We start from the raw sequence: 12,878 nt of genomic DNA on the forward strand, positions 1-12,878 counted from the left end.
TCCGATGAATGGGGAAGTCAAATTTCAATGCATTTTTAACAAGTTTGTTTAGCCATTCGCCCATTTTTTCTCCTCTCCAAGGAGCAATCGCTCCGTCATATACGGATTTGCTTTTATCAGGGACCACAAGGTCTGGATCTATGCCAATAACTTTACCGTAGCCCTCGCATTTTTTACAGGCGCCGTAAGGATTGTTAAAACTGAAGAAATTTGGCGTAGGCTCTTCAAAGGTAATACCGTCGAGCTCAAATTTGTCTGAATAATGCTTGATTTGGCCATCGACATCAACGTGACAGTTGCCTTTTCCTTCAAAAAACGCCGTCTGCAGGGAATCTGCTATCCGACTGGTAGTATCGTCTTGTTGGTCTAAAACGATCCGATCGACAACAATTTGTACGGCTCCAGTTTTAAAATCACTGTTCTTAATACTACTATCATCAATGATAGATTCAATTTTATGAATTTTATTATTATAAAGTATTCTAAGGAACCCTTTTTGCAACAAGATCGACAATTCTTCTTTGAGTTTTCTGTTGTTTGTCGGCAATAGATCTGAAAAGATAGTTACTGTAGCTCCTTCCGGATGAGCGATAATCTCATCCGTGATTGATGAAACGGTGTCTTTAGTTACCTGTTTTCCAGAAATCGGAGATATTGTTCTGCCAATCCGAGCATAGAGTAATTTTAAATAATCGTAAATCTCCGTCGAGGTCCCTACAGTAGAACGTGGGTTCGAGGTAATTACTTTCTGTTCTATTGCAATTGCAGGAGCAATACCTTTTATGTAGTCGACTTCTGGTTTGTTCATACGGCCCATAAATTGACGGGCATATGAAGAAAGGCTTTCAACATATCGACGTTGGCCCTCAGCATATAAGGTGTCGAAGGCAAGAGATGACTTTCCAGACCCAGACATTCCTGTGATAACCACAAGCTTGTTTTTAGGGATATCGACATCAATATTCTTCAAGTTATTGACTCGAGCGCCTTTAATTTGGATGTATGATTTAGCGTTTTGTTCAGATTTTTTTGACATGACTAACAAAGGTACGGAATTTAGTTAAACTACGGGAGTGTTGATTGTGACACAAACGGGTGATGTTGTTGAATTTTAATCGGTTTGTGGGTCTCTGATCGCGATATGAGGCAAAAAGAAAAGTAGTTGTGAGTATGCGTTAGTTGATAATTATTCCCCTAATTTTTCTTAAGGTGGATGAACAAATTCCCTTATCTTTGCATTTTATTTTAAAGTGGACTTCTGTGATTAATGTAAATAATGTTGGCGTATCCTTTGGCGGTACAACCCTTTTTAATGATGTGAATTTTTCCATCAATGAGAATGATAAGATTGCCCTAATGGGGAAAAACGGAGCCGGTAAGTCGACGTTGTTAAAGATTATTGCTGGCGTAGATAAACCCACACAGGGGAATGTCTCCGGACCTAAAGATGCGGTCATCGCGTATCTACCACAACATTTGTTAACAAAGGATGACCGAACTGTGTTTGAGGAAGCTTTACTCGCGTTTGAGGAAGTCTACGAAATGAAAAATGAGCTCGAAGAGCTTAATGAACTACTTACCGTGCGCACTGATTATGAGACCGATGACTATCTTAAACTCATCGAAAGAGTATCGGAACTTAGTGAGAAATATTATTCCATTGAGGAGATCAATTATGATGCAGAGGTTGAGAAGGTTTTGAAAGGATTAGGATTTGAGCGAACAGATTTCGGGCGATTAACAGCGGAATTTTCTGGTGGTTGGCGTATGCGAATTGAGTTAGCAAAAATATTGTTGAAAAAGCCAGACCTAATTCTCCTCGATGAACCAACAAATCACATGGATATTGAGAGTATTCAATGGCTCGAAGAATTTTTAATAAGTTCTGCAAAAGCGGTAATTGTTATTTCGCATGATAGAGCATTTGTTGATAATATTACTAATCGTACGATCGAGGTGACGATGGGCAAGATTTATGACTATAAGGCGAAATACACCCATTATCTGGAATTACGTAAAGAACGGCGTGCACATCAATTGAAGGCCTACGAAGAACAACAAAGGTTTATTGCCGATAATCAAGAATTTATAGACCGTTTCCGCGGGACTTATTCGAAGACTTTACAGGTACAGTCTCGTGTGAAGATGCTTGAAAAGTTAGAAATAATTACTATTGATGAGGTGGACAACTCCGCCCTTAGACTAAGGTTTCCTCCCTCACCTCGGTCAGGCAGCTTTCCCGTCACGGTTGAAGATTTATCTAAAAGCTACGGCGATCATGTTGTTTTTCGCGACGCAAATATGCTTATCAAGCAGGGTGAGAAAGTTGCGTTTGTCGGAAAAAATGGAGAAGGTAAGTCTACGATGATTAAGGCCATTATGGGGGAAGTCGATGTAGAAGGGAAACTGCAAATTGGTCACAACATCAAAATCGGGTATTTTGCACAGAATCAGGCTGCATTGCTCGACGGGGAGCTAACCGTATTTGATACAATAGATCAAATCGCAATGGGTGACGTACGAGTGAAGCTTAAGGACTTATTAGGTGCATTCATGTTTAGCGGTGATGATACAACGAAGAAAGTAAAAGTGCTATCGGGAGGAGAAAAGACTCGACTCGCTATGATTAAATTGCTATTGGAACCTGTCAACCTTCTGATATTGGATGAACCCACGAATCATCTTGATATGAAGACCAAGGATATTATTAAGAAGGCCCTGCAGGATTTCGATGGAACGCTAATATTGGTTTCTCACGATCGTGATTTTCTCGATGGTTTGGCGAGTAAAGTATTTGAATTTGGAAATAAACGTGTTCGAGAGCATTTTGAAGACATTAAGGGCTTCTTAGCCTATAAAAAGCTTAATAGTTTAGCGGAAGTCCAAAATTAACGACATAAGGTTGTTGTCGTGGACCAGAACACAGTTAAGAAATCTCTACTTACCAACCAGACGAGGTTGTAAAAGTGTTCAAAATATGGAGATCTCCTTCAGATACCGAAACAAAGGGATTGAAATCTAGCCTTGCTTTTTAGGCCTGTAGGATGAGCTTAATCTTCATTTAGCCCTGGTTCGTCTTCTTCAAGCTCGGCTAATAGTTTTTCAACTTCCTCTTCAGAGGCGGTGAGTTTAGCTTTACAAGCATTTATTAGGGAGGTTGCCCGTCGAATTTTGGTGGTCAATTCATCAATGTCTGTTTTCCCTGATTCGATTTCATCTACGATTGTTTGTAATTCCTCTAATGCTTGATTATAAGTGTAATTCATCTTCATAATATATTATTTTTTGGACACCCGACTGTGCAATGTGCCTTGAAAAAGAAGCGTCTCAATTTCATCTCCGTCGGCAACCTCGTTAAAGCTTGTAATAGCTTTTCCATTTATTCGGGTGATGCTAAATCCCCGTTGGAGTAGCTGCTGCGGATCTGCGATCTGTAGTAGACGTTCAATGTTTTTAAGATCTATTTTTGTGTTTTTTATTGTTTGACGACTAAACAAGTTTAAATTACTTTTTAGAATGTTTAGCTTGTTTTCAGCATGTGTTAAAGATGTCTTACCGCTCCAAGAAATAGATCGCGATAGGTGAGAGAGCTGTTGTTTTTCTCTTGCGAATAGTGATAATGTTGCCAGTCGAATCCGGCGCTGTGATTCTTCAATTGGTAATGCAAACTGGTGAAATCTTTGAATAAGAAAATCAGCGAGTTCACTCGGGGTGATGGCACTTTTAAATGCAACCATTTCACTTACAGTCAGATTTGTGGAATGCCCTATCCCTGTGAGGACAGGAATAGGGAACGTCGCAATAGCTTTAGCAAGAAGAAAATTGTTGTAGGATGATAGTCCCACCTCGCCACCGCCTCCACGAATAATAGCTACAACATCATAATCCTCGATATTTTCCGCAATAACGGTAAGCTGCTTTATTATAGACGGTATTGATTTATCTCCTTGTAATAGAGCAGGGTATAATGTGCTCTGAAATTTATAACCCCACGGATTGTTTTTGATTATTTGGAAGAAATCAGAAAATCCTTTACTGGTTTCAACAGATATTAATGCCAAGCGTTTGGGTACTAGCGGGAACGGGAGATTTTTGTTCGCGTCATAGACGCCCTCTGCTAGTAGTTTTGCTATGCTCTCCCGTTTTTCTTTTTCTAGTTCTCCCAAGACGAAGGTTGGATCAATATCTACAATCTTAAGGCTGAATCCAAAAAGAGGGTCATACGTTATAGCTGCTTGAAATAGGATCGTTATACCGTCGCGTAGCGGTTCATTTAATATCTTTTTAAATTGCTGGTTGATGCGCTGATAGTCCGTTTTCCATAACACCGAACGCATCTCGGCAACAATCTTTCCTTCTTTTTTCTCGACAAGTTCGGGATAGCAATGCCCCGAATGATTGTAAACATTGAGCTTGTTCATTTCGGCCTTAATCCAATACAAACTTTTGTAGCGATCAGCGATTGTTTTTTGGACGCTTCGTGAGACTTCTAAAAGAGAGAAAATAGTTTTATTTTCCGTGATTTCGGGCATAAATCAAATTTACGATATTTCCACGATATTGTGTGGATGTGTCGTACTGTTCCGGGCGATCTGTATTTGGACTAGAGTAAGTGGGCTAGTTCGAAGCTGTCTATTTTAAATATGAAGAAACAATTGCGTTTTGTTGCGCTTTTTGTTAATTTTAAGATTGAAATGCTTAATCAAAATTGAAATCTTCTCATTTTATTCACCATGATAATAAATTCCCGCGTTTTTATACTTGTTTTATCTTTAGTCTGCTTCTTGGGAACAGCAAGTAGTTACGGACAGTATAAGCAAACGATGCAAAACAAGACGACGATCTTAAAACAAAACGGAGCAGTTATTCCGTTTACTCGGCTCGATGAAAAAGAGATTGTGGTAATCTCCCCATCGAAACAAAAATATGGAGAATTTATCGATATGTTAAATCGTTATACGGATGTACACAGCGCCGATTTTTCCAATTATGATGAGGAGACAAAGTTTTTCAATACAGTTATTGTGGTGGGTACGGCGGCTGATCTACGGGCTGATTTTATGCTCAAAGTGAATCAATCCGTCATTAATGGAAAACAATTGATCGTTGTTCGGTTCGACGATAACTCAATTTATAGTGTTTGGCCTTCGGGAAAATTTTCACAGAAGGTTACAGAGATTGTATATCCGGAATTTAATGTGCTGGCTCAGCGAAATGCCGCTATGTCGATCTTTGGAGGACTTGCAGTCACTCAAGGACCCAACAAAACGGAGCAAACTCGCATACAATATTCCTTGGGTGAGGATGCCGGCATTGATTTGGCCGGAATGAAGAAAAAAATTGACGCTATCGCCGCAGAGGGAATTGCGGGGCGGGGGGCTCCAGGCATGGTTGTAATGATTGTAAAAAACGGGCAGGTGATTTTTGAAAAAGGTTACGGATCACATACTTACGACGGCGTCGTACCAACAAAGATTTCCGATATATTTGACCTGGCCTCGATTAGTAAAATTGTCGGAACCACCCCGGTGATTATGCATTTGCAAGAAACCCACGCTGTTGAGCTAGATAGTACCATGGGGTATTATCTTTGGAAGGCGAAAGAAACGAACAAGAAGGATATTCCTCTCCGGAGTGTGTTGCTTCACGAGGCAGGTTTTACACCATATATTCCATTCTATAAAAACCTTAATCCGGGCGATGTGGTATTCCAGCCCGATAGTGCCCATCAAGTTCAGGTTGCTGATGGAGTCTACTTACGTAACAATTATTACCGTGATGTGATGTGGCCGGTGATGCTTAACTCTTCAGTGAAGCCAACCGGAAACTATGTATATAGTGATATCAGCATGTACGTAATGAAGGAGGTCGCGGAACACGTGACTGCAGAGCCAATGCAGGAATATGTACAGAAGTTTTTATATCAACCGATCGGAATGAAAACGGCAGGTTATAATCCGAGACAACGCTTTGAGAAGGGGCGTATAATTCCGACAGAAAACGATACGTCATTTCGAAAAGTTCTTTTGCAGGGGTTTGTGCATGACCAGGGAGCAGCAATGGCAGGAGGTGTAGCCGGACACGCCGGGCTCTTCGCGACGGCAAATGATCTAGCTATTTACGCGCAGTTACTCTTAAACCGTGGTGAGTACGGAGGAGTAAGATATTTCAATCCCGAGACGGTTGATCTGTTTACCTCTAAACAATCCGCTACTAGTCGCCGAGGACTAGGTTTTGATCGAAAAGATCCTGATCCCAAAAAAGAATACCCTTCTTTACTGGCAAGCGAATCTGTGTACGGTCATACTGGATACACCGGTACGTGTCTCTGGATCGATCCCCAGAACCAGTTGACATATATATTTTTGTCGAATCGTGTTCATCCTCAAGTGACAACGAATATTTATGATATGAATATTAGAAGTCGTATACAAGACGCTATTTATGAAGCATTTAAGAAGTAGAATTAATCAGTTGACGTTTCTGTGTAGCGTAGTTTTAGGGATAGTCGGAATGGGAAGCTGTTTAGCGCAACCGGTAGAGGCATTTCACAATCAAATGATTGTGGTGGACGGGCATAACGATGTTATTTATGAGTCTTTGTTAAAAGGACGTGATATTGGTAAGGAACTTCCAGTGGGGCATACAGATATACCTCGCCTGCGTAAAGGTGGTGTGGATGTACAGGTATTCGCTGTTTGGTCGGACGATAAGAGATATGGGAAAGGTAAAGCTTTTAAGCATGCAAATCATCAAATTGATTTGCTAGAAGAAACAGTGGCACGCTATCCCGACCAGTTAGCCATTGCAAAAAATAGTGCATCGATAAGTGCGATTGTTGAGCAAGGAAAGATTGCAGCAATCATTGGGGTTGAGGGGGGTAACATGATTGAGGGGTCGATCGAAAATTTACAGAAGTTGTACGATCGTGGCGTTCGTTATTTGACTTTGACGTGGAATTATAACCTTCCTTGGGCTACCGCTGCTGCGATAGAGGTGAAAACCAAAGGTGATAAAGGGAAAGGATTATCAGAAAAAGGAAAGGAAATTATTCGCAAAATGAATGAACTAGGAATGATGATTGACCTTTCGCATAGCGGAGAGAAAACATTTTATGATGTCCTAGCTATCAGTAAAAAGCCAGTTTTAGTTTCGCATAGCAATTCTTATCGTTTGATGCCACATTACAGAAATCTAAAAGATGAACAGCTAGAGGCGTTGAAGGAAAATGGAGGCGTTGTTGGAGTAAATTTCTATTCCGGCTTTCTGGACCCGGGATTTGTCGAGCGTGTGCGGAAAACATATCGGAATCACTTTGGTGATAAAGGAAATTATGAATTGTCATCGTCTTCTCAATATGATAAGCTTCCTGTGAAAATGAAGCGGCAAGTCGATGCGCCTTTATCTATATTACTTGATCATATCGATTATTTGGTGGGAAAAGTGGGTATTGATCATGTTGCTGTAGGGTCAGATTTTGATGGGATAGAGTCATCACCACAGGGTTTAGAAGATGTGTCGAAATTTCCGGTTTTGACTGCGGCTCTTTTAGAACGAGGCTATACAAAAGGAGATGTCACTAAGATTATGGGGCAGAATTTTTTGCGTATTCTGGCGGAGAATGAAGAGCAGTAGCATACCGGCACCGGTAATGGGTATTTGATATGATCGCGTGCTTGGGCCGTTATTTTTTTCTATTTTCGTACAATGGCTAAATCGAAATCAGCATATTTTTGTCAAAATTGTGGGTATGAGTCTCCAAAATGGTTGGGGCAATGTCCATCCTGTAAGCAATGGAATGTCTTCGTAGAAGAGGTTGTAGAAAAGAGTAGCTCTAAAGTGCCGGAGTGGCGTAGTACCAATACAATACCTTCCTCTCGGCGGACAAATAAGGCGGCGGTAATCAATGAAATCGTCTATCAAGACGAGCAGCGGTTAGCCACTCCTGACAAAGAGTTTAATCGTGTACTTGGCGGAGGAATTGTTCCTGGATCTTTGGTGCTTATTGGCGGCGAACCGGGTATTGGTAAGTCCACATTGATGTTGCAAGTCGCGTTGGGGATACCGAATGTAAAAACTCTGTATATCTCGGGCGAAGAGAGCGAGCAGCAGATTAAAATGCGCGCGGAACGTTTAGTCCAAAATTCGAAAGCTAATTGTTATATTCTGACAGAAACCTCCACACAGAATATTTTTAAACAGATTGAAACCGTACAACCCGATATTATCGTAATCGACTCTATTCAAACCTTACATTCCTCACAGATTGAATCTGCTCCGGGATCCGTTTCTCAGGTTCGAGAGTGTACCGCTGAATTATTGCGTTTTGCAAAAGAGACAAGCACGCCTGTGTTTATCGTGGGGCATATAACTAAAGATGGCTCAATTGCTGGCCCCAAGGTTCTTGAGCATATGGTCGATACGGTTTTGCAGTTTGAGGGGGATAGGCATCATGTGTATCGTATTTTACGGGCTGTTAAGAATAGGTTTGGGTCGTCCGCAGAATTGGGGATTTATGAAATGCAAGGATCGGGTTTGAGGGAAGTATCAAACCCTTCCGAAATTATGCTGTCTCAACGTGAGGAGCCTGTTAGTGGGGTGGCTATTGCGGCGATGCTTGAAGGAGTGCGTCCAATGATGATTGAAGTGCAGGCGTTAGTAAGCAATTCTGCATTTGGGACACCACAGCGTACTTCGACGGGTTTTGATACGAAGCGATTAAGTATGTTACTTGCGGTTCTTGAGAAAAGGTTTGGGTTTCGCTTAAGTGCGCAGGACGTCTTTCTTAATATCGCCGGGGGACTTCGTGTGGAAGATCCAGCTATCGATTTAGCGGTTATAGCGGCTCTGATATCCTCTCAACAGGATATTCCGTTGTCGTCGCAAATTGCGTTCGCAGGCGAAGTTGGTCTCTCAGGTGAAATTCGAGCGGTCAACCGTATTGAACAACGCATTGCTGAGGCGGAGAAATTAGGGTTTGAAGGAATTTTTATATCCAAGTATAACACCAAGGGGCTAGATGCCAAAAAATTTGATATTGCTGTTCGCCCGATGGCGACACTTGAAGATCTATTCCGCGTATTATTTGGGTAGTTTCTAGTACAAGATTCTTAGCATATTAGCAAACGTTCGCTTTTTCGGTGCTGTTTGCTAATATGCCGTATAATCCTAATCGCTTTAGATTAGGCTCATGAAGTCATTTGTGCGACTGTTGTTTACTTTAGAAGTTCGCGCAGTTTATTATCTAATTCTTCCCCGTGAATATTGCGAGCAACGATAATGCCTTCAGGATCCACGAGAACATTTTGTGGAATTGAACGGACTCCGTATAAAGTTCCCGCAGCGTTCTGCCAATTTTGTAAGTCAGAAACATGTTTCCATGTAAGTTTATCGGTTTTTATTGCCTTGACCCAATCTTCATGCTTTCTGTCGAATGATACGCCTAAGATTTCAAAATTTTCGCCGCTAAATTCAGCGTATGTTTTTACAAGCGAAGGGTTTTCTCGACGGCAGTCAGGACACCACGCAGCCCAAAAATCTATCAGGACGTATTTGCCACGTAAATCAGAGAGTGAAAAAGGTTCTCCTTCAGGTGTTAATTGTGTAATTCCAGGCGCCTTTTTTCCAACCGAGGTACTTTCAAGCCGTTTGAGGTAGTAATTGAAAGCTTTCCCTTCTTTAGATTTCCGTACACTACGGTCTAACCCTTTAAATAGCGAACGTAATTCCTTGTAATCGGGTTCATACCCACCCACTCGTTGAATTGTTTTCAATGTTTCGATACTGCTCGGATTTTTCTCTACTTGTGCGATAAGTTCTTGTTTTGTTTGTGCAAAAATGAAAGTAGGAATCGCTATCAGGAATGTGAAAATAAGTCGTTTCATTATTTTTTAATTATTGTTGGTACCAAAGATAAAAATTCTATTAAATTAGTCGAGAATTCATTTTTTAAAATGACAATTAGCATGCAATCAAATTTTATCGATTCTAAGCTGCCGAACACAGAACTGAGTATTTTTTCGCAAATGTCGGCTCTAGCACAGCAGCACAATGCCATCAATCTTTCACAGGGATTTCCCAATTACCCAACGGATCCGGAGCTTATTGATCTCGTGTCATATTATATGCGCGCTGGCGCAAATCAGTATGCTCCAATGGCTGGCGTAGCACCATTATTGCATGGTCTAGCGCGAAAAATGGAACATCTATATGGCGTTGGTGTGGATGCTGAGAATGAAATTACGATAACTTCTGGAGGGACGCAAGCGATATTTACGACAATTGCGGCAACGATTCGTCCACAGGATGAGGTGATTATTTTTGAACCGGCCTATGATTGTTACAGCCCTACAGTCGAGCTTTTTGGAGGGAAAGTCATTCCCGTTCGACTCGAGGCGCCTGATTTTAAGATTGATTGGGAAGAGCTCCGTTCTAAACTTTCCAGTCGTACTCGGTTGATTATACTCAACAATCCGAACAATCCTTCTACGAAAATTCTTGAGCGTCAGGATTTAGAGGAACTTGAGAACCTTGTTCATGAAAGCGCGATTATGATCCTAAGCGATGAAGTATATGAGCATTTAATTTTTGACGAGAAAAAGCATCACTCCGTGCTTATGTTTCCGGGTCTGCGAGAACGTAGTTTTGTGGTGGCATCTTTTGGGAAGTTGTTACATACCACAGGTTGGAAACTGGGCTATGTTGTCGCGCCGGCTGTCCTGAGCAAAGAATTTCGTAAGGTACATCAATTTAATGTTTTTAGCGCTAACACGCCAATGCAGTTGGCAATTGCGGACTATTTAAAAAGAGAACATTATCTCCAGCTACCGGCCTTTTTTCAAAAAAAGCGAGATTTTTTGACAGCGGGGTTAGAGCATTCGCGTTTTAAAGTGCTTCCCAGTGAAGGGACCTATTTTTTGTTGATAGATTATAGTCAGGTGAGTAGCTTATCTGAACTAGACTTTTCTCGCCAGTTAACTGTTGAGCATGGACTTGCAAGTATTCCTGTTTCCGCGTTCTACAGTAACCAGCTAGAGCAAAAATTGTTGAGACTGTGTTTTGCTAAAGATCAACCAACGTTGACTGCTGCGATTGACCTCCTTAAAAAGGTGTAAGGTCAACCGATTGCAATGCTGTTTTTGCATCTTTTTGCCTGATTTTGCCTGATTTTTGCCTTTTAGTATGGTTTTATTTTTAAATTTGTTACTCAGGTTGTTAACACTTATAATATTCCTTATTAATGGCAAGATTAAATTTATTAGAGGAAACACGTTTTGAGCGCGTACCGGTTAAGGTGTACCCCACTCAAAATGAAGCTTCTTTAGATGTAGCGAAGCGTATTGCTACAATTATCCGTGAGAAGCAAGCTAGCGGAGAGACAGCAGTCTTAGGTTTGGCTACTGGCGCCACTCCCGTGAAGGTTTATAAAGAATTAGTTCGTCTTCATCAGCAAGAAGGACTCAGCTTTAAAAACGTGGTTACTTTTAATTTGGATGAGTATTACCCGATGAGGCCTGACGCAGATCAAAGTTATGTGTCATTTATGAACAAAAATTTGTTTGATTTTATTGATATCCCAAAAGAGAATATCAATATCCCTGATGGAACGCTTGCGGAAGATCAGATTCAAACATTTTGTGAGGGGTACGAACAAAAAATTTCTAATTACGGCGGGTTGGATGTACAGATCCTAGGTATAGGGCGTACAGGACATATTGGTTTCAACGAGCCGGGATCAGCACCAAATTCTGGTACACGGATGGTTATTTTAGATGATCTGACTCGTCGTGATGCTTCTCGCGATTTCGGTGGTAAAGAAAATGTGCCGACCAAAGCGATTACGATGGGTGTTGGAACGATCTTCAAGGCCAAAGAAATAATTTTGATGGCGTGGAACGAGAAGAAAGCAGAAATTGTTAAAAAGGCCGTTGAAGGAGAGTTGTCGCCCGATATTCCTGCAACTTATTTGCAACTGTCGGATTCTGTTGAGTTTATATTAGACAAGGATGCTGCTTCGCAGTTGACGCGTTTCTATCTTCCGTGGTTAGCACATGAAGTTGTATGGACAGATGCTTTAATCAAGAAGGCCGTGGTATGGTTATCTCTTAAGCTAAACAAAGCGATATTGAAGCTAACTGATGATGATTATAATAACAACGGTATGGCGCAACTTGTAGCAGAGAAAGGGACGGCGTACAGCATTAATATAAGGATCTTTAACGAATTACAACGGACGATTACAGGTTGGCCTGGTGGTAAGCCTGGTGTGGATGATTCGAGCCGACCGGAGCGTGCCGAACCAGCGAAGAAAAACGTTATTCTTTTTTCACCACACCCAGACGATGATGTAATCTCAATGGGAGGAACGTTTATTCGTTTAGCGGATCAGGGGCATAATGTACATGTTGCTTACCAAACTTCCGGGAATACTGCGGTTTGGGATGAAGATGTGCTACGTTATTTGGAGTTTGTTCAAGATTTTGCGGTAGCTATTGACGATGATAAAGGAGTTACAAAGGGTATCTACGAAGAAGCGCGTACTTTTTTTGCAAGTAAGCAACCTAACCAGGTCGATCCAGAGATTATTCGTTCAGTTAAGGCGCTTATCCGTAAAGGAGAAGCGATCGCAGGAGCGCGTTATGTCGGTTTACCTGATGAAAATATACACTTCCAAGACTTGCCGTTTTACGACAGAGGTAAATTTTCTAAAGATATTTCGTATGAGGACGATATTCAAATAACGATGGATCTACTTCGCGAAGTGCAACCTCACCAAGTCTTTGCTGCGGGTGATTTTGCAGATCCACATGGAACACATCGTGTGTGTTTCGATATTCTATTTGAAGCGTTAAAGCGTCTAACGAAAACTGATGAATGGA

General features: G+C 41.3%; 10 protein-coding genes. 6 read left to right on the top strand and 4 right to left on the bottom strand.

Translation table 11 applies throughout. The features are described from left to right. Nucleotides 1-1,036: excinuclease ABC subunit UvrA (locus HP439_RS13680; protein WP_484592846.1), on the bottom strand; the 1,036-nt coding region annotated here is incomplete at its 3' end. Between the two features lie 224 nt (nucleotides 1,037-1,260). Between HP439_RS13680 and HP439_RS13685 the strand changes: the two genes are divergently transcribed. Next, nucleotides 1,261-2,892 (top strand): ATP-binding cassette domain-containing protein, encoded by a 1,632-nt coding sequence (locus tag HP439_RS13685; protein WP_172390906.1) that lies wholly within the window; start codon nucleotides 1,261-1,263, stop codon nucleotides 2,890-2,892. A 158-nt stretch (nucleotides 2,893-3,050) separates the two neighbouring features. Here the strand turns inward: HP439_RS13685 and xseB are convergent, their stop codons facing one another. Continuing rightward, the gene (xseB, locus tag HP439_RS13690) at nucleotides 3,051-3,272 is read right to left on the bottom strand and encodes an exodeoxyribonuclease VII small subunit (protein ID WP_172390907.1); all 222 of its coding nucleotides are present in this window, start codon (nucleotides 3,270-3,272) and stop codon (nucleotides 3,051-3,053) included. 6 nt (nucleotides 3,273-3,278) lie between these two features. Then, nucleotides 3,279-4,532: an exodeoxyribonuclease VII large subunit gene (gene xseA / locus HP439_RS13695; RefSeq protein WP_172390908.1), complete on the bottom strand. Its 1,254-nt coding sequence runs from the start codon at nucleotides 4,530-4,532 to the stop codon at nucleotides 3,279-3,281. Nucleotides 4,533-4,823: 291 nt separating this feature from the next. Here xseA and HP439_RS13700 point away from each other — a divergent pair, with 291 nt between their 5' ends. The 3 genes from HP439_RS13700 (at nucleotide 4,824) to radA (ending at nucleotide 9,093) form a co-directional block, all read left to right on the top strand. Then, nucleotides 4,824-6,464, top strand: coding sequence for a serine hydrolase domain-containing protein (locus HP439_RS13700; RefSeq protein WP_246229363.1), 1,641 nt, complete (start codon nucleotides 4,824-4,826; stop codon nucleotides 6,462-6,464). Then, nucleotides 6,445-7,635 carry a dipeptidase gene (locus HP439_RS13705; protein WP_246229364.1) on the top strand — a complete coding sequence of 397 codons (1,191 nt, stop codon included), beginning with the start codon at nucleotides 6,445-6,447 and terminating at the stop codon, nucleotides 7,633-7,635. Before HP439_RS13700 ends, HP439_RS13705 begins: the two co-directional genes overlap by 20 nt. 72 nt (nucleotides 7,636-7,707) lie before the next feature. Further along, complete coding sequence (gene radA, locus HP439_RS13710) at nucleotides 7,708-9,093, top strand: DNA repair protein RadA (RefSeq protein WP_172390910.1); 1,386 nt, start codon at nucleotides 7,708-7,710, stop codon at nucleotides 9,091-9,093. A gap of 122 nt (nucleotides 9,094-9,215) precedes the next feature. On the opposite strand, the gene HP439_RS13715 is transcribed toward radA, so the two are convergent. Continuing rightward, nucleotides 9,216-9,884 carry a TlpA family protein disulfide reductase gene (locus tag HP439_RS13715; protein WP_172390911.1) on the bottom strand — a complete coding sequence of 223 codons (669 nt, stop codon included), beginning with the start codon at nucleotides 9,882-9,884 and terminating at the stop codon, nucleotides 9,216-9,218. A gap of 81 nt (nucleotides 9,885-9,965) precedes the next feature. Here HP439_RS13715 and HP439_RS13720 point away from each other — a divergent pair, with 81 nt between their 5' ends. Both HP439_RS13720 and nagB read left to right on the top strand, forming a co-directional pair. Continuing rightward, nucleotides 9,966-11,114, top strand: coding sequence for a methionine aminotransferase (locus tag HP439_RS13720; protein WP_172390912.1), 1,149 nt, complete (start codon nucleotides 9,966-9,968; stop codon nucleotides 11,112-11,114). Between the two features lie 125 nt (nucleotides 11,115-11,239). Beyond that, nucleotides 11,240-12,878: glucosamine-6-phosphate deaminase (nagB, locus tag HP439_RS13725; protein ID WP_172390913.1), on the top strand; the 1,639-nt coding region annotated here is incomplete at its 3' end.

This window comes from Sphingobacterium shayense (genome assembly GCF_013179575.1).
Taxonomy (GTDB): Bacteria; Bacteroidota; Bacteroidia; order Sphingobacteriales; family Sphingobacteriaceae; genus Sphingobacterium; species Sphingobacterium shayense.

What these genes read in the sequence shown, in the direction of transcription:
- xseB (WP_172390907.1), bottom strand. Translation starts at nt 3,272, where the DNA reads ATGAAGATGAATTACACTTATAATCAAGCATTAGAGGAATTACAAACA.
- xseA (WP_172390908.1), bottom strand. Translation starts at nt 4,532, where the DNA reads ATGCCCGAAATCACGGAAAATAAAACTATTTTCTCTCTTTTAGAAGTC.
- HP439_RS13700 (WP_246229363.1), top strand. Translation starts at nt 4,824, where the DNA reads ATGCAAAACAAGACGACGATCTTAAAACAAAACGGAGCAGTTATTCCG.
- HP439_RS13705 (WP_246229364.1), top strand. Translation starts at nt 6,445, where the DNA reads ATGAAGCATTTAAGAAGTAGAATTAATCAGTTGACGTTTCTGTGTAGC.
- radA (WP_172390910.1), top strand. Translation starts at nt 7,708, where the DNA reads ATGGCTAAATCGAAATCAGCATATTTTTGTCAAAATTGTGGGTATGAG.
- HP439_RS13715 (WP_172390911.1), bottom strand. Translation starts at nt 9,884, where the DNA reads ATGAAACGACTTATTTTCACATTCCTGATAGCGATTCCTACTTTCATT.
- HP439_RS13720 (WP_172390912.1), top strand. Translation starts at nt 9,966, where the DNA reads ATGCAATCAAATTTTATCGATTCTAAGCTGCCGAACACAGAACTGAGT.